At 38.7% G+C, this 19,421-nt stretch carries 26 protein-coding genes; 23 read left to right on the top strand and 3 right to left on the bottom strand.

Annotation, left to right across the window (positions count from 1 at the left end):
• Positions 1-109: 109 nt before the first annotated feature.
• From LIS78_RS22330 to LIS78_RS22320, 3 genes are all read left to right on the top strand, one after another.
• Entirely contained in the window at positions 110-799 is a 690-nt protein-coding gene (locus tag LIS78_RS22330; protein ID WP_013059089.1) for a CoA transferase subunit A, read from the top strand.
• A 20-nt stretch (positions 800-819) separates the two neighbouring features.
• Positions 820-1,488, top strand: coding sequence for a 3-oxoacid CoA-transferase subunit B (locus LIS78_RS22325; RefSeq protein WP_016765510.1), 669 nt, complete (start codon positions 820-822; stop codon positions 1,486-1,488).
• A 64-nt stretch (positions 1,489-1,552) separates the two neighbouring features.
• Positions 1,553-1,801, top strand: coding sequence for a YqkE family protein (locus LIS78_RS22320; protein WP_016765509.1), 249 nt, complete (start codon positions 1,553-1,555; stop codon positions 1,799-1,801).
• Between the two features lie 27 nt (positions 1,802-1,828).
• Here LIS78_RS22320 and LIS78_RS22315 read toward each other — a convergent pair whose 3' ends face one another.
• Positions 1,829-2,746: an aldo/keto reductase gene (locus tag LIS78_RS22315; protein ID WP_195781906.1), complete on the bottom strand. Its 918-nt coding sequence runs from the start codon at positions 2,744-2,746 to the stop codon at positions 1,829-1,831.
• Between the two features lie 93 nt (positions 2,747-2,839).
• Positions 2,840-3,004, bottom strand: coding sequence for a Z-ring formation inhibitor MciZ (mciZ, locus tag LIS78_RS22310; RefSeq protein WP_013059085.1), 165 nt, complete (start codon positions 3,002-3,004; stop codon positions 2,840-2,842).
• Between the two features lie 71 nt (positions 3,005-3,075).
• Between mciZ and LIS78_RS22305 the strand changes: the two genes are divergently transcribed.
• The 20 genes from LIS78_RS22305 (at position 3,076) to lysA (ending at position 18,350) form a co-directional block, all read left to right on the top strand.
• On the top strand, positions 3,076-3,627 hold the full coding sequence (locus tag LIS78_RS22305; protein WP_013059084.1) for an NUDIX hydrolase: 552 nt from the start codon (positions 3,076-3,078) through the stop codon (positions 3,625-3,627).
• Positions 3,628-3,797: 170 nt separating this feature from the next.
• The gene (locus tag LIS78_RS22300; RefSeq protein WP_195781907.1) at positions 3,798-3,962 is read left to right on the top strand and encodes a hypothetical protein; all 165 of its coding nucleotides are present in this window, start codon (positions 3,798-3,800) and stop codon (positions 3,960-3,962) included.
• A gap of 113 nt (positions 3,963-4,075) precedes the next feature.
• Positions 4,076-4,720, top strand: coding sequence for a stage II sporulation protein M (gene spoIIM, locus LIS78_RS22295; RefSeq protein WP_116073553.1), 645 nt, complete (start codon positions 4,076-4,078; stop codon positions 4,718-4,720).
• Between the two features lie 112 nt (positions 4,721-4,832).
• Complete coding sequence (gene fur / locus LIS78_RS22290; RefSeq protein ID WP_013059082.1) at positions 4,833-5,285, top strand: ferric iron uptake transcriptional regulator; 453 nt, start codon at positions 4,833-4,835, stop codon at positions 5,283-5,285.
• A gap of 196 nt (positions 5,286-5,481) precedes the next feature.
• Positions 5,482-5,709, top strand: coding sequence for a YqzK family protein (locus tag LIS78_RS22285; protein ID WP_013059081.1), 228 nt, complete (start codon positions 5,482-5,484; stop codon positions 5,707-5,709).
• A gap of 6 nt (positions 5,710-5,715) precedes the next feature.
• Complete coding sequence (xerD, locus tag LIS78_RS22280) at positions 5,716-6,609, top strand: site-specific tyrosine recombinase XerD (RefSeq protein ID WP_013059080.1); 894 nt, start codon at positions 5,716-5,718, stop codon at positions 6,607-6,609.
• A 197-nt stretch (positions 6,610-6,806) separates the two neighbouring features.
• Complete coding sequence (gene deoB, locus LIS78_RS22275; RefSeq protein WP_209150645.1) at positions 6,807-7,988, top strand: phosphopentomutase; 1,182 nt, start codon at positions 6,807-6,809, stop codon at positions 7,986-7,988.
• Between the two features lie 16 nt (positions 7,989-8,004).
• Positions 8,005-8,835 (top strand): purine-nucleoside phosphorylase, encoded by an 831-nt coding sequence (locus LIS78_RS22270; RefSeq protein ID WP_013084938.1) that lies wholly within the window; start codon positions 8,005-8,007, stop codon positions 8,833-8,835.
• 116 nt (positions 8,836-8,951) lie between these two features.
• The gene (locus tag LIS78_RS22265; protein WP_028410701.1) at positions 8,952-10,118 is read left to right on the top strand and encodes a D-alanyl-D-alanine carboxypeptidase family protein; all 1,167 of its coding nucleotides are present in this window, start codon (positions 8,952-8,954) and stop codon (positions 10,116-10,118) included.
• 102 nt (positions 10,119-10,220) lie between these two features.
• A complete protein-coding gene (spoIIAA, locus tag LIS78_RS22260) occupies positions 10,221-10,571 on the top strand; it encodes an anti-sigma F factor antagonist (RefSeq protein WP_013084936.1) in 351 nt (116 codons plus the stop codon).
• A complete protein-coding gene (spoIIAB, locus tag LIS78_RS22255; RefSeq protein ID WP_013084935.1) occupies positions 10,571-11,014 on the top strand; it encodes an anti-sigma F factor in 444 nt (147 codons plus the stop codon). The genes spoIIAA and spoIIAB overlap by 1 nt, the downstream gene beginning before the upstream one ends.
• A 12-nt stretch (positions 11,015-11,026) precedes the next feature.
• Positions 11,027-11,788, top strand: a complete 762-nt coding sequence (gene sigF / locus LIS78_RS22250) for an RNA polymerase sporulation sigma factor SigF (protein ID WP_013059074.1) — start codon at positions 11,027-11,029, stop codon at positions 11,786-11,788.
• A gap of 161 nt (positions 11,789-11,949) precedes the next feature.
• A complete protein-coding gene (locus LIS78_RS22245; protein WP_014458300.1) occupies positions 11,950-12,570 on the top strand; it encodes a stage V sporulation protein AA in 621 nt (206 codons plus the stop codon).
• On the top strand, positions 12,560-12,982 hold the full coding sequence (locus LIS78_RS22240; protein WP_014458301.1) for a stage V sporulation protein AB: 423 nt from the start codon (positions 12,560-12,562) through the stop codon (positions 12,980-12,982). Before LIS78_RS22245 ends, LIS78_RS22240 begins: the two co-directional genes overlap by 11 nt.
• An 18-nt stretch (positions 12,983-13,000) precedes the next feature.
• Complete coding sequence (gene spoVAC, locus LIS78_RS22235) at positions 13,001-13,462, top strand: stage V sporulation protein AC (RefSeq protein ID WP_013059071.1); 462 nt, start codon at positions 13,001-13,003, stop codon at positions 13,460-13,462.
• A gap of 13 nt (positions 13,463-13,475) precedes the next feature.
• Positions 13,476-14,507, top strand: coding sequence for a stage V sporulation protein AD (spoVAD, locus tag LIS78_RS22230; RefSeq protein ID WP_252284371.1), 1,032 nt, complete (start codon positions 13,476-13,478; stop codon positions 14,505-14,507).
• The gene (gene spoVAE, locus LIS78_RS22225; RefSeq protein WP_013059069.1) at positions 14,495-14,845 is read left to right on the top strand and encodes a stage V sporulation protein AE; all 351 of its coding nucleotides are present in this window, start codon (positions 14,495-14,497) and stop codon (positions 14,843-14,845) included. Before spoVAD ends, spoVAE begins: the two co-directional genes overlap by 13 nt.
• Before the next feature lie 6 nt (positions 14,846-14,851).
• A complete protein-coding gene (gene spoVAEA / locus LIS78_RS22220; RefSeq protein ID WP_280640295.1) occupies positions 14,852-15,418 on the top strand; it encodes a stage V sporulation protein SpoVABEA in 567 nt (188 codons plus the stop codon).
• On the top strand, positions 15,411-16,892 hold the full coding sequence (locus tag LIS78_RS22215; protein WP_252284370.1) for a spore germination protein: 1,482 nt from the start codon (positions 15,411-15,413) through the stop codon (positions 16,890-16,892). The genes spoVAEA and LIS78_RS22215 overlap by 8 nt, the downstream gene beginning before the upstream one ends.
• Before the next feature lie 138 nt (positions 16,893-17,030).
• Positions 17,031-18,350 carry a diaminopimelate decarboxylase gene (gene lysA / locus LIS78_RS22210; RefSeq protein WP_195781910.1) on the top strand — a complete coding sequence of 440 codons (1,320 nt, stop codon included), beginning with the start codon at positions 17,031-17,033 and terminating at the stop codon, positions 18,348-18,350.
• Positions 18,351-18,399: 49 nt separating this feature from the next.
• On the opposite strand, the gene LIS78_RS22205 is transcribed toward lysA, so the two are convergent.
• A complete protein-coding gene (locus tag LIS78_RS22205; protein ID WP_195781911.1) occupies positions 18,400-19,275 on the bottom strand; it encodes a DUF1002 domain-containing protein in 876 nt (291 codons plus the stop codon).
• Between the last annotated feature and the right edge of the window lie 146 nt (positions 19,276-19,421).

Raw genomic sequence — 19,421 nt, 5'->3', positions numbered from 1 at the left:
AAAAATGATTAAATTATAATTTTCAGTTATATATATATTTAAAAAGAAATAAAAATCTTTTATAATGGATTAGAAAGCGTTTTCAAAAATAACGAAGGGGTGGTTATGTATGAAACAAGTACATACGTCGTTTAAAGAAGCGGTGAAAGATATTCACGACGGTGCTACGATTATGGTCGGTGGTTTTGGTTTATGTGGAATTCCGGAGAATTTGATTTTAGCGTTAGTTGAAACAGGGGTAAAAGATTTAACCGTAATTTCAAATAACTGCGGCGTAGACGACTGGGGACTTGGACTGCTTCTGAAAAACAAACAAATTAAAAAGATGATTGGTTCTTACGTGGGAGAAAATAAAGAGTTTGAAAGACAAGTATTGTCAGGAGAAATTGAAGTAGAATTGCTACCTCAAGGCACGCTAGCTGAAAAGATTCGCGCCGGCGGAGCGGGCATACCTGCATTTTATACACCAGCGGGAGTGGGAACACCCATTGCTGAAGGAAAAGAAGTTCGCGTGTTTGATGGAAAAGAATATTTACTAGAAGAGGCGTTAAAAGCTGATTTTAGTTTGGTTAGAGCTTGGAAAGCCGATCATATGGGGAACTTAGTGTATAACAAGACAGCGCGCAATTTCAGCCCAATGATTGCAGCAGCAGGAAAAGTGACGATAGCAGAAGTGGAGGAACTTCATCCAACAGGCTCACTTGATCCAAATATTATTCACACACCTAGTGTATATGTTCAATCGTTAATTATTGGTGAACAAGAAAAACGTATTGAGCGTTTAACCGTTCAAAAATAACAAAAGGGGAGAGATTTTTCATGATTGAAAACGGCGTGAACGTGAGAGAGCGAATTGCAAAACGTGCTGAAAAAGAAATTTTGGACGGATTTTATGTAAACCTTGGAATTGGTATTCCAACGCTTGTGGCTAATCATATCTCAGATAATAAAACGGTGGTGCTTCAGTCTGAAAACGGTCTGTTAGGAATTGGACCATATCCGAAAGAAGGAGAAGTAGATCCTGATTTAATTAATGCAGGTAAAGAAACCGTAACGGCGACAAAAGGCGCTTCTTACTTCGATAGTGCTGAATCGTTTGGAATGATTCGCGGAGGGCACATTAATATTGCGATTTTAGGAGGAATGGAAGTCTCAAAAACTGGTGACTTGGCAAACTGGATGATTCCTGGAAAAATGATTAAAGGAATGGGCGGTGCAATGGATTTAGTTCACGGAGCACAGCGCATCATTGTTATTATGGAACACGTGACGAGAAAAGATGAGCCTAAAATCTTAAATGAGTGCAGCCTCCCTCTGACAGGAAAAGAGGTAGTGGATCGTATTATTACAGATCGAGCGGTCATTGATATTACGGCAGAAGGTCTAAAGCTTGTTGAAGTAGCGAAAGGCTATACGGTAGAAGATATTCAACAATCTACAGAGCCAACTTTAATCATTGATGAACATGTAAAACTAGATGCATTTTGATTTTTGGTAACAAAAGCAAGAATATGATACAATATCTCTCAATTAAAGTAGCGGGGGAATTGTGATGGCTAAAAAAAAGCAAAAACAATCAGCACAAAAACAAAATGATCAGCTCAGTATCAAAGATCAGCTAAATGATAGCTTATTAAAACAGCTTCAAGCTAAAAAACAGGCGCTTTCTTTAAAAGAAGAAGAGCAGAAAGAAACAGAGCGTAAAGAAGCTGCTCGAATTCGAAAAGAAAAAGAAAAAAATAAGTCGTTTGAAGAACTGTTAAATGAAAGTGATTTGAACTGGTCTGAATTTAAAAAATAAAAGCGCCGATAAAGGCGCTTTTATTTTTTAACGGTGAGCTTCATATTGATTTGTTTTAAAGATCGATTGCAGCTTGCTAATTTCAGTAGGCTGAAGCGGGGAAGCCTCGACAGCTTTGACGTTTTCACGAAGCTGTGAAGAAGAGCTTGCTCCTGCTACAACTGAGGCTACCGTAGGATTAGCTAAACAGTATTGAAGTGCCGTTGAATTCAGAGAGTGAGTTGGTCGTACGTGACGAAATTCTTCTATCGTTTTTGCTAATTCCGTACCGCTATAATCTAAGTAGCCCTTGCCTTCGAATGCAGAAAGCTTTTGCTCTCCTTTTTCGGTTAGCAGCCCTTTGGCTACCGGACCTCTCGCTACAACGCTAATGCCGTTGTCATGTAAAAGAGGAAGTGCACTTTCTTCAGGACGTCTGTCTAACAAGCTGTATTGCATCATGACACTGACAATAGAAGAGTTTTGCACATACTCTCGAATCACATTTGGGCGGATAGATGAAATACCATAGTAGCGAATGACGCCTTCTTGTTTTAATTCTTCAAATGCTTCAATCGTTTCCTCAATATTGTCTTCGACGGTCCCTCCGTGCAGCTGATATAAATCGATGTAATCCGTTTGAAGACGGCGCAGGCTTTCTTTTACTTCATCTTTTATGTAAATCTTAGACGGATCCCACGTCCAGCTGTCTTTTGCATCATTCCAGCGATTCCCCACTTTTGTGGCTAAAATAATATCATTTCTGCGTTTTTTTAGGGCTTGTCCCACAAACTCCTCGTTTAAGCCAAAATCATATAAATCTGCTGTATCGAAATAATTAATGCCATATTCGAGAGCTTCATCAATCATATTGACAGCGTGTTTCTGTTCCGTTCCAAGAGACATGCACCCTAAACCTAATGTACTGACAAGCAAGTCTGAAGTACCTAAGCGCCTTTTTTCCATATATGTCACTCCTTATTTTTTACTTGTTTCTATCTATTGTAGCGCTATGATAGAGGGAAACTCAAATAAGAAGATTAGAAAACTGCAGCACAATTAGTGTCTGCAGTCTGCTTGTTTGTAAGAATTGAAATTTTGAGAGATAGCGTTCGTCCACTCATCAACATACTGAAATTGTTCGCCGTATTCTTTTAACTTTTGCTTGATTTCCCATGCTTTACCGACCAAAATGATTTGCTTCTCGTGAACATAAACTTTCATTTTTTCTACCTCCCAAGATTCGTATGATAGAATATATGTAAGAGTCAAAAAAATAGAACGAGGTGTAGAAAATGGATCATTTAACAGAAAAAATGCTGTCTTCTGAAAAGCTATTTGGAGGCAGAGTGATTGATTTGTACTTAGAAGAAGTAGAGCTTCCAAACGGAAAAACGAGTACAAGAGAAGTAGTTAAGCACCCTGGAGCTGTAGCTGTCATTGCGTTAACAAGCGATCATAAAATGGTTATGGTCAAACAGTATCGCAGGCCGATGGATCGTATTTTAGTCGAAATTCCAGCCGGCAAGCTAGAAAAAGGAGAAGAGCCGATTGTGACGGCAAAACGTGAGTTAGAAGAAGAAACAGGCTATACGACGGATTCGCTTAGCCATATTATTTCTTTTTATACATCACCAGGTTTTGCGGATGAGTTGGTTCACCTTTATTTAGCGGAAGATTTAAAAGTGATGACCACCAAAGCGGAATTAGACGAAGATGAATTTGTTGAAGTGATGGAAGTTACGGTAGATGAGGCCCTTACTCTTATTCAAAACAAGGAAATTTATGATGCAAAAACAGCCTATGCTGTGCAGTACTTACAGTTAAAAAGCGGATTAGGAGAGTAAGAGAGTTTTTTCTTTTACATACGAACGGCAATCTAGCAATTTAGAAGTTTACATTGAAACGTCATTTGATGTGAGGAAAAAACAGGCATGCGTGTATCTCTAACCTAAAAAAATGTGTGGCAACCATATTTTAGTTGAAGGAAAATCCGAACGATGAATAGAGATTCTTGATGGAGAATCAAATTCGTTCGGATTTTTTCAAGGTGATGGTGAACGTAGATTTCATTTATATAGTTGGTTCTAGCGGCCGCCCGCGGAAAGCGAAGCCTTGCATGGAAATCAACAGCGTTGTCACAAGCGATCCATACTATCTCATTTGTTCTTATTTAGATTAGATTGATTTCATTATGTCTCAATCTCTTTTTTTATTTGATAGATTTAAAAGATTCTTGGCATAGTTTTTGTACTCTATCATACACTCTATTAAGCGATTAATAGGAGGAAGACGATGAGAAAAAAACAATTGCCATTATCGTATGCAAGACATTTTCAAGAAAACAGTTCTATTTATTTGTTTGTGACCGTGCTGTTTTTAATGGGAATCATTTTTGGGGCTATTGTTGTAAATAGTTTGACGCTTGATCAAAAAGAAGACCTGTACTTCTATTTAAACCGGTTTTTCGGACAGGTAAAGAGTGGAGAAGTAGCAAGCAGCGTTGAAATGTTTCAGCAAAGTTTTTTTCACAATGTTAAATACTTGGGGCTCATTTGGATACTAGGAATTGCTATTATTGGTTTGCCTGTAGTGTTAATTCTACTGTTTTTAAAAGGAATGGTGATTGGTTTTACCGTAGGCTTTTTAGTCAATCAAATGGGACTCTCTGGGTTTGTGCTATCTTTTGTATCTGTTATGCCGCAAAATATCTTTCTCATACCGGCATTTCTGATCTTGTCTGCAGCTTCAGTTGCCTTTTCTTTGAAGCTTGTGCGGCAGCAGTTCTTTAAAAAAGCAGCGGAGCCTATTTCCGCATCCTTTTTACGCTATAGCGGCACGATGATTGCAATGGTATGTTTGGTTGCCTGTGCAGCTACAGTTGAAGCGTACGTATCACCTACTTTAATGAAAAGTGTAATGGCTCTATTAAATAAGTAAGAATAAGTATTAAGTAAAAAGAATTCTTTTTTCTTATTAATAATAACTTTATTTTGACACCCTCGACACATCTGATATAATGGATTAGTGAATGGCGAGGGAGGGAATAATTATGGAAAGTCGAATTGAGCGAATTAAGCAGCAGTTGCACTCAGCTAGCTATAAATTGACACCTCAACGTGAGGCGACTGTAAGAGTACTTCTTGAACATGAAGAGGATCATTTAAGTGCCGAAGATGTATATCTCCTCGTCAAGGAAAAGTCTCCGGAAATTGGATTGGCAACTGTTTATCGTACGTTAGAATTGTTAACTGAACTTAAAATTGTTGATAAAATAAACTTTGGCGATGGCGTTTCTCGCTACGATTTAAGACAAGAAGGAGCCGCACACTTTCATCATCACCTTGTGTGTATGGAATGTGGATCTGTGGACGAAATTCAAGAAGATTTGCTTGAAGACGTTGAAGAAATTGTGGAAAAGCAATGGAATTTTAAAATTAAAGATCACCGCTTGACATTTCATGGCATTTGCCATCGCTGTCAGGATAAAGAAGACAAGCAGTAAAAGCCTTTTCCCTAATGGAGAAGGTTTTTTGTTGTACATAAATAGAAAAAAATAACGAGGTTATAAGCTACATGGTTTTATAGAAAGAAAGGAAATGTCCAGAAGAGAACTCAGCGTATAAAGGCAAGAAACATGTATAAAACCTGTCCCAATTGGCATATCTTCTAATAGAATCAAAAATTGGAGGAATTGTTTCATGAAATCATGGGCTGAAATGGTATATAATACATGTAAAGTATTTATCTTATTTACCGGGTTTACTCTTTTGTTTTATTTTGGAATGATATGGGTATCTCAAGAGTATCAAAATTATAAACGTTATGATGAGCCGTCGGGTTCAGCAGTTAAGGTCATGCAAGCAAGTGTGAACAAAGATCAGACGTGGCTAGAGCGTTTATTTATGTTTTATCAAAACGGGGAGTAGAGGCTATTGAATGATCAAATTCAAGATTTTATTCATTATTTAGTAGTAGAGCGGGGACTGGCGAAAAATACGATTGATTCGTATGAACGAGATTTAAAAAAGTATGCTCAATATTTAGAGCATGTAGAGCAGCTGAAATCATTTAATGAAGTAACAAGACTCCACATCGTTAATTTTCTGAAATATTTAAGTGATCAGCAAAAGTCATCTAAAACGATTGCGAGACATGTGGCTTCAACTAGATCTTTTCATCAATTCTTACTAAGAGAAAAAGCAGCGGATACAGATCCATCCGTTCATATTGATACTCCGCAGCTTGAGCGCAAGCTGCCAAAAGTGCTAAATGCAGAGGAAGTAGAGGCGCTGTTAAATGTGTTTGATACTTCGACGCCTTTTGGCATACGAGACAAAGCGATGCTTGAGTTGCTTTATGCTACTGGAATTCGTGTGTCTGAACTCGTTAACTTAAATATTGATGATGCACATTTGACGATGGGATTTATTCGTTGTATCGGAAAAGGGAATAAAGAAAGAATTGTCCCCATCGGAAGGTTGGCAACGGAGGCTATCGAAGAGTATTTACAGCATAGCCGGAGTGTTTTAACAAAGCAAAAGGAACAGGACAAAGCACTCTTTGTTAATCATCACGGAAGGCGTTTAACAAGGCAGGGGTTTTGGAAAATATTAAAAAAGTTAGCTTCTGAAGCAAAAATTGAAAAAGAATTAACTCCTCATACGTTACGGCATTCGTTTGCTACTCATTTGTTAGAGAACGGCGCGGACTTGAGAGCCGTTCAAGAAATGCTCGGGCATGCGGATATTTCGACCACTCAAATTTATACACATGTCACAAAAGCACGTTTAAAAGATGTATACAATCAGTTTCATCCGCGAGCGTAGGAAGATTCCAATGTCCAATGAGTTCATAGACATTGGTTTTTTTGATTGAAAACACTTTCATTCATGTGTACAAAAAAATAAAAAGCGTCTATACTAATAGAGAGGTCAGACTTCTGACCAATAAGAGAAGATGGTTAAATTATTTCCAAACGGGAATTTTATAGAGAATAAATAAATTGATATTTGGAGGGAATAAAATGGCGCATACATATAAACGCGTATTTTTAATTGTCATGGATTCAGTAGGTATCGGTGAATCACCGGATGCTGAAAAATACAATGATAAAGGTGCTGATACGTTTGGTCATATTGCAGAGCACTGCAACGGTCTTCATATGCCTAATATGGCTAAGCTTGGCCTAAGCAATATCCGTGAAATTAAAGGAATCGATAAAGCCGAAAAACCGTTGGCTTACTATACAAAAATGCAGGAAGCTTCTGCAGGAAAAGATACAATGACAGGGCATTGGGAAATTATGGGTCTTAATATTGATACGCCTTTTAATGTGTTTCCAGATGGATTTCCAGAAGAGCTGATTTCACAATTAGAAGAAAAAACAGGTCGAAAAATCATTGGGAACAAACCAGCGTCTGGTACAGAAATTTTAGATGAGCTAGGAAAACAGCATATGGAAACAGGTGACTTAATCGTCTATACATCAGCGGATTCTGTTTTGCAAATTGCTGCTCATGAAGAAATTGTTCCAATTGATGAATTGTACAAAATTTGTGAGGTTGCTCGTGAATTAACACTTGATGATCCATATATGATTGGACGTGTTATCGCTCGCCCGTTTTTAGGTGAACCAGGTAACTTCACACGTACATCCAATCGTCATGACTATGCATTAAAGCCTTTTGGACGTACAGTAATGAATGAATTAAAAGACAATGACATTGATGTTATTGCTATCGGTAAAATTTCTGATATTTACGACGGAGAAGGGGTAACAAAATCTCTTCGTACCAAATCGAATATGGACGGCATGGATAAGCTAGTTGATACATTAAACATGGACTTCACAGGCTTAAGCTTCTTAAATTTAGTTGATTTTGATGCGCTTTATGGTCATCGCCGCGATCCACAAGGATATGGGCAAGCGCTTGAAGAATATGATGCACGATTAGAAGAAGTATTTGATTTATTAAAAGAAGATGATTTATTGATTATTACAGCTGATCATGGAAATGACCCTGTTCATCATGGGACAGACCATACGCGTGAATACGTGCCGCTTCTTGTGTACAATAAAGGCATGCAAGAAGGAAAAGAACTTTCTATTCGTCAAACGTTTGCGGACATTGGCGCAACGGTAGCAGAAAATTTTGGCGTAGCAATGCCTAAGCATGGAAAAAGTTTTTTAAAAGAGTTGAATTAAGCAGGGGGAATGGAGTATGAAAAAAGAATATATTGAAAAAGCAGCAGCATATATTAAAAATCAATCAGCTGTTACACCAACAATTGGGCTTATTTTAGGTTCTGGACTAGGGGTATTAGCTGACGAAATTGAAGGCGCGGTAAAAATTCCGTATAACGACATTCCTGAGTTCCCGGTTTCAACAGTTGAAGGTCACGCAGGTCAATTAGTAATAGGTACTATTCATGACGTACCGGTTGTAGCTATGCAAGGACGTTTTCACTTTTATGAAGGGTACGCCCTTGATAAAGTAACATTTCCAGTGCGCGTAATGAAAGAAATCGGGGTAGAAACGTTGATTGTAACGAATGCAGCAGGCGGAGTGAACGAATCCTTTAATCCAGGAGACTTAATGATTATTTCTGATCATATTAATAACTTTGGAACCAACCCTTTGATTGGGCCTAATGACTCTGATTTTGGAGTAAGGTTCCCGGATATGTCAACTGCTTACTGCAAGGATCTTCGTCAATTAGCGAAGAAAGTAGGAGCTGATTTAAATATCGCCTTACAAGAAGGTGTATATGTAGGAAATACAGGTCCAACATATGAAACGCCTGCTGAAGTACGCATGCTTCGCATTATCGGGGGAGACGCGGTCGGTATGTCTACAGTGCCAGAAGTTATTGTGGCACGCCATGCAGGTATGAAAGTACTAGGTATTTCTTGTATTTCTAATATGGCAGCTGGCATTTTAGATCAGCCGTTAAATCATGAAGAAGTGATTGAAACGACTGAAAAAGTAAAACAGCAGTTTTTATCGCTTGTAAAAGAAGTAGTAAAGCAGCTTCCAGCTTATCAAAAATAAGAAGAAAATATGACTTCAAGCATCGAGAATTTCTCGATGCTTTTTTTATTTCGTTTAGTATAAATCGATTATACCTTGGAAAAAATAGGTTGTATAAAGAATGGAGGTTTGTGGAGATGAAGCGAACTATTGTAAAGTTACTCGTTGTCATATTTTTATTTCCACTTATGACGCAACCTGTTTTAGCCGCAGAAAAAAAGAATTCTGAGCTTGCTGACAGTGCTAGGTCAGCTATTTTAATTGAACGGGATACAGGAAAAATTCTATACGAAAAAAATAGTAATCAAGAACTTCCCCCTGCCAGTATGACTAAAATTATGACAATGATTTTAATTATGGAGGCTTTGGATAAAGGGAAAATTACCTTAAAAGATAAAGTGCGAGCAAGTGAATATGCCGCTTCAATGGGAGGCTCACAAATCTTTTTAGAGCCCGGAGAAGAAATGACGGTAAATGATTTGCTAAAAGGGATTGCGATAGGTTCTGGTAACGATGCTTCTATGGCAATGGCTGAATATTTAGCTGGATCAGAAGAAAAATTTGTAGCAAAGATGAACCAAAAAGCGAAAGAGCTTGGTTTGACTCATACAAAATTTCAAAATCCGACAGGCCTGCCCGTAGAAAATCACTATAGCACAGCTCATGATATGGCCATGATGGGCAGAGAGCTACTAAAGTATGAAAAAATTATTAACTATACAAGTAAATATGAAGCTTATTTACGCACGGATACAGATAAGAAGTTTTGGTTAGTAAATACAAATCGCTTAGTGAAGTTTTATCCCGGCGTTGATGGACTCAAAACGGGATTTACAGGTCAAGCTAAGTATTGCCTAACAGCTACCGCTAAAAAGGGAAATATGCGTGTGTTAGCGGTTGTATTCGGTGCAAGCACGCCAAAAGATCGCAATAATCAAGTAACCAAAATGTTAGACTACGCATTCAGTCAATATACAACGAAGCCTTTATACAAAAAAGGAGACGTTATTACCAAGATAGATGTAAACAAGGGTAGCGAAGATCAGGTAACAGCTGTTACGTCCGAGCCTATTTCTGTTTTATTGAAAAAAGGAAATGCAGCCAAAGACGTTAAAACAGAAGTGAAAATGAACGAGAAGCTAAATGCGCCTATTCAAAAAGGCGACAAAATTGGAACGTTGACCATTAAGAAGGATAACAAAGTAGTTAGTTCTTCACCGCTTCTTGCAAAAGAAGATATCGATGCTGCTTCTTGGTGGAAGATATTCAAACGTACATTCTCTATTTTCTCTCAAACATCTTAAACAGCTAAATGTGACGAAATAGAACTAGTTTTGTCGGTGAGAAGGATTCTATTCTGTCGGCAGCGAAAGACTGACTATAAGATTTCCGAGGAGGTTTGTATAGTGAGTCTTTCGATTGAATTGGAATTCAAACAAGATGTCTTGTTGGTTCGATTAACAGGAGAATTAGATCATCATACGGCAGAAGAGCTAAGAAGCAAAATCACCGAAGCGATAGAGAAGGAATCTATCAGCCATTTGATTTTAAATTTACAGCATTTAACCTTTATGGACAGCTCTGGCTTGGGGGTTATTTTAGGGAGATACAAACAGGTTCATAATAACGGCGGGGAAATGGTTGTATGCGCTATTTCCCCTGCCGTAGAACGTTTGTTTAATATGTCAGGTTTATTTAAAATTATTCGTTTTGAACCTAATGAAGAAAACGCGCTTCAAAAATTGGGGGTGGCATAATGAAAAATCAAATGAACCTCCAATTTTCTGCCCTTAGTCAAAATGAATCGTTTGCCCGCGTCACGGTAGCATCATTTATTACGCAGTTAGATCCAACAATGGATGAGTTAACAGAAATTAAAACAGTCGTATCTGAAGCAGTAACAAATGCTATTATTCACGGCTACGAAAGCAATCCGGATGGTGTGGTATATATTTCTGTGACGCTTCATGAAGACGGTGTAGTCGAGCTGATGATTCGTGATGAAGGAATTGGTATCGATAACGTGGATGAAGCCAAGCAGCCTTTATACACAACGAAACCAGATCTAGAACGTTCTGGAATGGGTTTCACCATAATGGAAAACTTTATGGACGAAATTCGCGTGGAGTCTACTGTATTAGAAGGTACGACCTTATATTTAAAAAAGCACTTAACAAATAGTAAAGCGCTATGTAATTAAGGAGACTTGCCAATGGATGTGGAGGTCAAAAAAAATAAAAACGAACCGTATTTAAAGGATCATGAAGTTAAAGACCTCATCAAGCGCAGTCAGCAAGGTGATCAAATTGCACGAGATACAATCGTCCAAAAAAATATGCGGCTCGTTTGGTCGGTTGTTCAACGTTTTATTAACCGTGGTTATGAGCCCGATGATTTATTTCAAATTGGATGTATAGGGCTATTAAAGTCCGTTGATAAATTTGACTTATCGTATGATGTTAAATTTTCAACATATGCTGTTCCAATGATTATTGGTGAAATTCAGCGATTTATTCGTGATGATGGCACGGTAAAGGTTAGCCGTTCTCTGAAAGAAATGAGCAATAAAATACGTAAAGCAAAAGACGAGCTTTCCAAATTACTTGGACGCGTCCCTACAGTCGCTGAGGTTGCAGAACATTTGGATCTCACTCCTGAAGAAGTAGTGCTAGCTCAAGAAGCTAATCGTGCTCCTTCGTCTATTCACGAGACCGTCTATGAAAATGATGGAGATCCAATTACCCTTCTTGACCAAATTGCTGATCATACGGAAGCGAAGTGGTTTGATAAAATTGCCTTAAAAGAAGCAATTGAAGAACTTGATGAGCGTGAAAAGCTCATTGTCTATTTGAGGTATTACAAAGATCAAACTCAGTCCGAAGTGGCCGCAAGGCTGGGAATTTCCCAGGTTCAGGTATCGAGGCTTGAGAAGAAAATCTTAAAACAAATGAAGCTGCATATGAATGACACGTAAGACTTAAGAAGCAATCCGTTTTGCTATTCAAAGAAGAATAGTGAAACGGATTGCTTTTTTTATTTGGTAATTAATGGTCTGTTCAGAAACGTGAATTAGAAAATTTAAGAAAATCCATACTACACGTACAGGGAGATAATGAATCGTAAGGTGTGATATGAATGGAAAACGTTCTTTATCTTAAAATGAGGCATCGTATTCAAGTAAAACCTGATGAGGCTGTAAATATTGGACAATTAGCAATGGTTATAGCAGGAGATTCTGTTCAAAAGCAAATTGAAAAGCTAGTTGTATATCAAGTAAGTATGAGTGATCGAAATATTATCATTGTTGATTTAATGAAGGTAATTGAAAAAGTTGCCTCTCAGTATCCGCATTTAGACATTCAGACGATTGGACCCGCTCAAACGATTGTAGAGGTCGTGTATAAAAAGAAACAATATTCCTTTTTGTTTTTTCTAGCTGTTTGGTTTCTTCTCTTCATCGGAGCTGCTTTAGCAATTATGAACTTTCACGAAGATGTGAGTATGAGACAAGTACATCAAAAATTGTTCTATATGCTGACCGGTCTGAGAGATAAGCAGCCTTTGCTGATTCAAGTGCCTTATTCTATCGGTTTAGGCCTGGGAATGATTCTGTTTTTTAACCATGTCTTTAGAAAACGAATTAATGAAGAGCCTAGTCCTCTCGAAGTCGAAATGTTTAACTACCAGCAAGACTTAGATCAATACGTCATTATGCACGAGAATAAAGAAAGTATGAAAAAAATTGATGATCATTAACATTGTGATGACCATTGTAATTGGACTTGCGGGAGGACTGGCTGCAGGTGCTGGGTTTGTAGCATTTTTAACGGTGCTGGGCATTATTCCGCGTTTGATGCAGCTGACCAAAACCATGAAATATATTCAAGCATATGAATGGGGAGTGGTGGGTGGTGCTGTTACAGGCGGGTGGTGCAGTCTTCATCAATACACGTGGCAGTTTCCTGCGGTGCTTATTATGATCATAGGTCTAACGAGCGGTATTTTTATTGGGATGCTGGCAGCAGCGTTAACAGAAGTGCTTAATGTATTGCCGACGTTAACGAAACGGATAGGAATGGAAGGCAAGCTTATTTTATTGTTAATGGCCATTGTACTAGGCAAAGTATGCGGATCATTATTTCATTGGATTTATTTTGTTAATCAATAAGAAAAGGATGTATGTAACATGGCAAATAATCAAAAATTAAAAGATAACTATCAAGAAAGCATTAAACCATTTCAGCCTAAACCTTCATATGTGGCAAATTGCCTAAAAGCCTTTTTGGTAGGGGGAATCATTTGTACATTAGGACAGGCAATTCAAAATTTCTATATTGCATTTTTTGACTTTAATGAAAAAAATGCAGGTAATCCTACCGTTGCAACACTTATTTTAATATCTGCGCTCTTAACTGGATTTGGGATATATGATCGTATTGGTCAATTCGCAGGTGCAGGTTCAGCCGTCCCTGTTACGGGTTTTGCTAATTCCATGACGAGTGCAGCGCTCGAACATCGAAGTGAAGGAATTGTTCTCGGGGTTGCGACGAATATGTTCAAGCTAGCTGGAAACGTAATCGTATTTGGAACGGTTTCCGCTTATATTGTAGGAATCATTCGCTACCTTTTTAAAACTTATTTGCTATGAAAAGAGGGGGATTATGAGAAAAACTGGAAAGCAAACGTGGGTTTATGAAAATCCTATTTACATTAATGCTACAGGAACAGCAGTAGGACCAAAAGAAGCAGATGGACCTTTAGGAGAAACATTTGATATTACACATAAAGATTTGCACTGTGAAGAAGACAACTGGGAGTTAGCTGAAAGAAGGCTGATGACGGAATCTATTGATTCCTGTTTGCAAAAAGTAAATTTATCATATGAAGACGTTGATTTGTTTTTGGCTGGAGATTTATTAAATCAAAACGTAACCGCTAATTTTGTAGCTCGGCATAACCAAATTCCATTTCTATGTATGTTTGGCGCTTGCTCCACATCAATGGAAACGTTGGCAACAGGAGCAGCTCTTGTGGATGCGGGATTTGCTAATCGTGTTATTGCATCAGCGAGCAGTCATAACGCAACGGCTGAGCGCCAATTTCGAAATCCTACCGAGTACGGAGGACAAAAACCAGATACAGCAACGGCAACCATTACGGGAGCAGGGGCAGCGCTTGTCTCGAAAGAAAAAGGTATTGTGCGTCTCACGTCTGCAACGATTGGTCGGGTGATGGATTATGGTATTAAAAACGCAAACGATATGGGCTCCGCTATGGCACCAGCTGCTGCAGATACCATTCAAAGGCATTTGGAAGACTTAAACGTCTCTCCAAGCGAGTATGATCTTATTTTAACAGGAGATTTATCTAGTGTAGGAAGTCCAATCTTAAAACAGCTGCTCAAGGACGAAGGCTACGATATATCAACCAATCATAATGATTGCGGATTAATGGTATATCGCCCTGATCAAAATGTATTTGCAGGAGGAAGCGGCTGCGGCTGCTCGGCTATTGTCACGTATGGGCATATTTTAAATGAATTAAAATTAGGAAACTTAAAGAAAGTGTTTATGGTGGCAACAGGAGCTCTTTTAAGTCCAACGATGATTCAGCAAAAAGAGTCAATTCCAACAATTGCTCATGGCGTCGTCTTAGAACATATTGGGGAGGGGGATGATCAATGGAGTATGTAATAGCTTTTGCTGTAGGAGGAATCATTTGCGTTATTGGGCAGCTGCTGCTTGATCTTGCTAAACTCACTCCGGCGCACGTCATGAGTTCGTTTGTAGTTGCAGGAGCGATTTTAGATGGGTTTGGTCTTTATGATAAGTTAATTGAATTTGCTGGCGCCGGAGCGACGGTTCCAATTACAAGCTTTGGTCATTCTTTGCTGCACGGAGCGATGAAGCAAGCAGATGACCATGGATTTATTGGGATTGGAATTGGGATTTTTGAACTTACCTCGGCTGGTATTTCAGCAGCTATTTTATTTGCTTTTATTATCGCGTTAATCTTTAAACCGAAAGGATAAAAGATTATGAAAAAAAGAAGGGTCATTATTGTAACCGATGGCGATGAATATGCACGTAAAGCAATTGAGCATGTGGCTAAATCGGTTGGTGGCAGATGCATTTCGAGATCATACGGAAACCCTACTACGTTAACAGGTAGTCAAACGGTAGATTTAATTCTTCAAGCACCGTATGATCCCGTCTTTGTGATGTTCGACGATAGCGGTTTCTTAGAGGAAGGACCAGGGGAAATTGCTTTGCTGCACGTAGCAAAGCATCCTCAAGTAGAAGTTCTTGGAGTAATCGCCGTTGCATCACGTACTCATCAAAGCGAATGGACAAGAGTGGATGTGACCATCGATCGTTTTGGAGAAATATCGCATTACGGCGTGGATAAAAGCGGAATTCAAGAGTTAGAAGTCGGACGAATTAATGGAGATACAGTTTACTGCTTGGATCAGCTCGATATTCCCTTAGTTGTAGGAATAGGGGATATCGGCAAAATGGCTAGGATGGACGATATTGAAATTGGATGTCCGATTACTGAAAAAGCAGCAAGACTTATTTTAGAAAGGAGCGATTCGTTTGGGTAAGCCAGCAGAGCAGAAAACAGCTATTTTTTCAAAAGTGCAAAAAAACGATCAGTGGTTCAAAGAAAACGCTAGTATGAACACAAGTTTTGATGTGGGCGTGCGTAAATTACTTATTTTGGATCGAGAAGTTCATGTTTACTATGTAACAGGATTATGCGACAGTTCATTTATTATTGAAATTACAAAAGTGCTCGTTCAAATTAATGATAATGAAGTTGAAAAAGCGAAGCTAAAAGATATTGTTGAAAATCGTCTTATTCATCAGCAAGTAAAGCCTTTAAAAACGTTAGATGATGGAATGGTTTCTGTTTTATCAGGACTGTTATTCGTTTTAATTGACGGTGAAGAAGTTGGCTTTGAAGTCGATGTGCGTACGTATCCCGGCAGATCGCCTGAAGAAGCGGATACAGAGAAAGTGATTCGCGGAGCAAGAGATGGATACACTGAAAACATCATTATCAATACAGCGTTAACGAGAAGACGAATCCGTGACGGAAGATTTCGTTTTGAAATTATGAAGGTAGGCGAACGTTCGAAACTGGACGTAGCGATTGGGTACATAAAGGGGGTAGCTGATCCAGGACTGGTTAAACTGATAAAAGATGAACTGGAAGCTATCGATGTAGATGGTTTGCCTATGGCTGACAAATCCATTGAAGAGTTTTTAGTCAAACAAGGAATTAACCCTTTTCCGATGGTACGCTATACAGAACGCCCTGACACAGCAGCAGCCCATGTACTAGAGGGGCATGTCATTATTATTACCGATACATCACCAAGCGTTATTATTACACCAACTACGCTGTTTCATCACGTGCAGCATGCAGAAGAATACAGGCAGTCTCCTTCTGTAGGTACCTTTATACGCTGGATACGGTTTTTAGGAATTCTTGCGTCTCTTTTCTTATTACCGCTATGGCTGTTATTTGTACTTGAGCCAGATCTGTTGCCGGCAAAATTGCAATTTATTGGGCCAAACGAAGCAACAAATATTCCGACAGTTATCCAGATTTTCTTAGCCGATATAGGGGTTGAGTTCCTGAGGATGGCCGCCATTCATACGCCGACACCGCTTGCTACTGCTATGGGTTTAATTGCTGCAGCACTCATTGGACAGATTGCCATTGATGTAGGATTGTTTGTTCCGGAAGTTATTCTTTATGTAGCTATTGCGTCCATTGGTTCTTTTTCAACGCCAAGCTATGAGTTAGCAGTGGCAAATAAGATGCTGAGATTGTTTTTATTAATTTTTGTTGCGGCATTTCATACTCCAGGATTCCTTATTGCGACAACGGCTATCATTCTCTACATGGTACGTCTAAAATCATTGAATACGCCTTATTTGTGGCCGTTTCTTCCATTTAATCCGCAGGCTTTATGGCAGATTATCATTCGCACACCGGTTCCTGGAGCAAATCCGCGACCTAGTATTGTGCATCCGCAGGATAAAGACCGCCAGCCTGCAAAACCTTAAACAAAATAGGTGGTTGAAACCTGTATGAAGATGTGATAAATTTGTTTTAAATATGGAAAATAATAAATATTTAGACAGTTAGCAGCGAATTGCCGTTAACTGTCTTTTTTACACTATACACAGGAACGGGGTCTAAACATGTTTTTACACGGAACAAGTCGCATAAATAAAAAGGGGCATCTTGAAATTGGTGGAGTTGATACGGTTGAATTAGCATCAAATTTTGGGACACCTCTTTACGTATATGACGTAGCTTTAATTCGGCAGCGTGCTAGAGGATTTAAAGAAACATTTGAAAAGCATGGGGTAAAAGCACAGGTCGCTTATGCAAGCAAAGCTTTTTCTACAATTGCAATGGTTCAAGTCGTTCATGAAGAAGGTCTTTCGTTAGACGTTGTTTCGGGAGGAGAACTGTATACGGCTTTAGCAGCTGACTTTCCGAAAGAACGTATTCATTTTCATGGAAACAATAAAAGCCGGGCGGAACTAGAAATGGCCATCAAAGAAGATGTAGGATGCATTGTAGTTGATAATTTTTATGAAATTGCATTGCTTCAGGAAATAACGGAACAGTATCAAAAAAAGATGCCTATTCTTCTCAGATTAACACCTGGAATTGAAGCTCATACCCATGATTATATCTTGACAGGGCAAGAAGACTCGAAGTTTGGGTTTGATCTTCAAAATGGTCAAGCAGATGAAGCTGTGCGTCTTGTGCAAAATAGCAAGGGGCTGGAACTTTTAGGTATTCACTGTCATATAGGATCGCAAATTTTTGAAACAACCGGATTTATTATGGCGACTCAAAAGCTTTTTGCAAAAATGAAAGAGTGGAAACAAAGTATAGAATTTGTTCCGCAAGTATTAAATTTAGGCGGCGGCTTTGGTATTCGTTATACGGAAGAAGATCAGCCTATCCCTGTTTCTCAGTATGTGGAAGTTATTATAGAAGAGGTCAAAAAGCAGTCCAAACAGTTAGAAGTAGAAATTCCTGAAATTTGGATTGAGCCCGGCCGCTCTCTTGTAGGAGATGCTGGGACGACCCTGTATTCAATTGGTTCTCGTAAACATGTACCTAATGTACGTGAATATGTAGCGATTGATGGAGGAATGAACGACAATATCCGTCCTGCGCTGTATCAAGCGAAATATGAAGCGGTCATTGCCAATCGAATGAATGATGAGAGTGATGAGCTCGTATCCATCGCAGGTAAGTGCTGCGAATCGGGGGATATGCTGATGTGGGATGTACACCTTCCAAAAGCAAACCCAGATGATTTATTAGCGATGTTTTGTACAGGCGCATACGGTTATTCTATGGCAAGCCACTATAACCGTTTGCCAAAGCCAGCTGTCGTGTTCGTAGAAGATGGAGAAGCACAGCTAGTCGTAAAACGCGAAACATATGAAGACATCGTAAAAAATGACGTGAAATACAAAGTGACGGTAAAAAAGTAACGAGTGATTAACGTAAAAAAAGAGCCTCTTGTTCAAGAGGCTCTTTTTTTTATGAGAATAACGATTTAATAGCATTAATAATATCAACAAAGAATTGCTTTAATTTATCAAGAAATGATTGGCCTTCTTCTGACTGAAGAAATGTTGTTACTTTTTCCTTTGTCGCAGAAAGTTGGTCTTTTACTTGATTCCAATCGATGTTCATATCTTTTAAACGATTGAAAAAGTCAACAAGTGTATTAAGCTCTGAATCTGTTAATTGAATACCTAAATCATCAGCCACTCGCTGAATTAACGTGCGTAAATCGTCCTTTGTTTGAGGATTTTCTTTGGCAATTTCTTCTTTAATCGTTGCCATAAACTGCGCTGCTTTTTCTTTACCGATTTTTTCACCAAGTTCAGATGTCTGGACCATCTCTTCATTGGCTGCTTTTTTTACTTCTTCTGGGATTTTTTGATCTGTTTGAACTTCATATGCTTTCATAATACCTGTTAAAGCAGCTGTACCAGATACTTCAAATGGAGCGGTAATCTGGATTTTTGCATCTTTAACGCCGGCGGTCATCAAAGCATTAATATACATGTCGTCTGTAATACCATTAATATTTTGAGTTGATACGCTTAAACCTGAATCTTTTGAACCAAGGGTAATACTAGAAGATGAAATAGCACGAGATCCAATAGTAGCCTTTGGAATAAAGTCACCTAAATATTCATGCTCTTCTTGGTTTGTCACGGTTACTGTTTGAGCATTGCTTGGCGCATCAAGGTCATTTAATACCTGTTGCTTCTGAGAGCTGGTTAAGTCCTGACCTAATGTAATAATAACATCGCCTGGAGCAGCATCTGCAAAACTTTTTAAGGGTGCGGTTAGGAATAGAAGAAGACCTAATGTCACCATCATTGCTTTTATCGTTAATTTCAAACCTTTTTCCTCCTTTAATCCCATACTTGCCCTATTATAATACGGGCAGGTCTGAAGTAACAGAGTCAATTCATCATTTTCCCATAAATCAGTCTAGAGGCGTAGATTTCTATATGAAATGAAATCTATGTATCTCCATCACTGTA

This window comes from Priestia megaterium, from assembly GCF_023824195.1.
Lineage (GTDB): Bacteria > Bacillota > Bacilli > Bacillales > Bacillaceae_H > Priestia > Priestia megaterium_D.
The sequence above is the reverse complement of the archived record's forward strand: the minus strand, read 5'-3'. Positions and strand labels throughout refer to the sequence as shown.

What these genes read in the sequence shown, in the direction of transcription:
- LIS78_RS22330 (WP_013059089.1), top strand. Translation starts at nt 110, where the DNA reads ATGAAACAAGTACATACGTCGTTTAAAGAAGCGGTGAAAGATATTCAC.
- LIS78_RS22325 (WP_016765510.1), top strand. Translation starts at nt 820, where the DNA reads ATGATTGAAAACGGCGTGAACGTGAGAGAGCGAATTGCAAAACGTGCT.
- LIS78_RS22320 (WP_016765509.1), top strand. Translation starts at nt 1,553, where the DNA reads ATGGCTAAAAAAAAGCAAAAACAATCAGCACAAAAACAAAATGATCAG.
- LIS78_RS22315 (WP_195781906.1), bottom strand. Translation starts at nt 2,746, where the DNA reads ATGGAAAAAAGGCGCTTAGGTACTTCAGACTTGCTTGTCAGTACATTA.
- mciZ (WP_013059085.1), bottom strand. Translation starts at nt 3,004, where the DNA reads ATGAAAGTTTATGTTCACGAGAAGCAAATCATTTTGGTCGGTAAAGCA.
- LIS78_RS22305 (WP_013059084.1), top strand. Translation starts at nt 3,076, where the DNA reads ATGGATCATTTAACAGAAAAAATGCTGTCTTCTGAAAAGCTATTTGGA.
- LIS78_RS22300 (WP_195781907.1), top strand. Translation starts at nt 3,798, where the DNA reads ATGGAGAATCAAATTCGTTCGGATTTTTTCAAGGTGATGGTGAACGTA.
- spoIIM (WP_116073553.1), top strand. Translation starts at nt 4,076, where the DNA reads ATGAGAAAAAAACAATTGCCATTATCGTATGCAAGACATTTTCAAGAA.
- fur (WP_013059082.1), top strand. Translation starts at nt 4,833, where the DNA reads ATGGAAAGTCGAATTGAGCGAATTAAGCAGCAGTTGCACTCAGCTAGC.
- LIS78_RS22285 (WP_013059081.1), top strand. Translation starts at nt 5,482, where the DNA reads ATGAAATCATGGGCTGAAATGGTATATAATACATGTAAAGTATTTATC.
- deoB (WP_209150645.1), top strand. Translation starts at nt 6,807, where the DNA reads ATGGCGCATACATATAAACGCGTATTTTTAATTGTCATGGATTCAGTA.
- LIS78_RS22270 (WP_013084938.1), top strand. Translation starts at nt 8,005, where the DNA reads ATGAAAAAAGAATATATTGAAAAAGCAGCAGCATATATTAAAAATCAA.
- LIS78_RS22265 (WP_028410701.1), top strand. Translation starts at nt 8,952, where the DNA reads ATGAAGCGAACTATTGTAAAGTTACTCGTTGTCATATTTTTATTTCCA.
- spoIIAB (WP_013084935.1), top strand. Translation starts at nt 10,571, where the DNA reads ATGAAAAATCAAATGAACCTCCAATTTTCTGCCCTTAGTCAAAATGAA.
- sigF (WP_013059074.1), top strand. Translation starts at nt 11,027, where the DNA reads ATGGATGTGGAGGTCAAAAAAAATAAAAACGAACCGTATTTAAAGGAT.
- LIS78_RS22245 (WP_014458300.1), top strand. Translation starts at nt 11,950, where the DNA reads ATGGAAAACGTTCTTTATCTTAAAATGAGGCATCGTATTCAAGTAAAA.
- LIS78_RS22240 (WP_014458301.1), top strand. Translation starts at nt 12,560, where the DNA reads ATGATCATTAACATTGTGATGACCATTGTAATTGGACTTGCGGGAGGA.
- spoVAC (WP_013059071.1), top strand. Translation starts at nt 13,001, where the DNA reads ATGGCAAATAATCAAAAATTAAAAGATAACTATCAAGAAAGCATTAAA.
- spoVAD (WP_252284371.1), top strand. Translation starts at nt 13,476, where the DNA reads ATGAGAAAAACTGGAAAGCAAACGTGGGTTTATGAAAATCCTATTTAC.
- spoVAE (WP_013059069.1), top strand. Translation starts at nt 14,495, where the DNA reads ATGGAGTATGTAATAGCTTTTGCTGTAGGAGGAATCATTTGCGTTATT.
- spoVAEA (WP_280640295.1), top strand. Translation starts at nt 14,852, where the DNA reads ATGAAAAAAAGAAGGGTCATTATTGTAACCGATGGCGATGAATATGCA.
- lysA (WP_195781910.1), top strand. Translation starts at nt 17,031, where the DNA reads ATGTTTTTACACGGAACAAGTCGCATAAATAAAAAGGGGCATCTTGAA.